Source organism: Alistipes sp. CHKCI003, from assembly GCF_900021155.1.
Lineage (GTDB): Bacteria > Bacteroidota > Bacteroidia > Bacteroidales > Rikenellaceae > Alistipes > Alistipes excrementavium.
Map to the genome: position 1 here is coordinate 1 of NZ_FCNT01000022.1, position 805 is coordinate 805.

At 60.7% G+C, this 805-nt stretch carries 1 pseudogene; it reads left to right on the forward strand.

The features are described from left to right. Positions 1–805, forward strand: a pseudogene (locus tag BN3659_RS13060) (hypothetical protein); the annotation flags it as partial.

Sequence of the window (805 nt, forward strand, 5' to 3'; positions counted from 1 at the left end):
CGGCAACGCCGAGCTTCAGAACATCACGGTGCGCGAATCTCTGACCGTTCCCTCTCTGAACTACAACCGGGTGGATATTTCCGTCGGGGACGACTGGTCCGCCCCGGGCGGAGGCATCGTCGCGGAAGCGGATCCGACCGAGCAGCTCGTAACGCTCAAGCTCGAAGAGGGCGAAATCGGAGCCGTCAAGGCGGGCGACATCTGCATGGGTATCTTCCACAGCCCCGTCGCCTCGGAGAATGCCTCGGAGGATAAGGACGACGGCCGGGGCAACCGAACCTTCGCGGGATTCGCCACGTCCTATTTCCGCATCACGGAAGTGCTGGGCGACCGGAACGAGCGCTTCCGCTACGAACTGCGGCCCGTGTCGGAGCGGTATCCCCGTCGAATTTCCCCGATGGATGCGATGAAGTTCGTAGCCTACGGCTCCTTCACGGATGCTGCGCGCCGCACGTCGCGCTACTCGACGCGCACCTACCAGCGTTATCTGCGCAACGTCTCCGACTGGGAGTTCACCGGGGAGAATATCGCCGCACAGTTCGGAGACCTCTCGAATCTCGCCCTCTTCGGGCTTCAGATGTCGGGTTATTCGGCCTATCTGGACAACATCTACTTGCAGGGACTTATGCGGAGCCTCGACGGCACGTTCGTCATCGACACGAAAACGAAGTCGCTGCTTCTGGCCTCTTCCGAATCCGGCATGGGTATCGCCTACAATCCCGAGCAGGGTTTCGTGCAGGGCAAAATCTACGATCCCGCCACGGGACGTTTCCAAAAAGAGTTCGACCTCGATGCGATCGAGCAG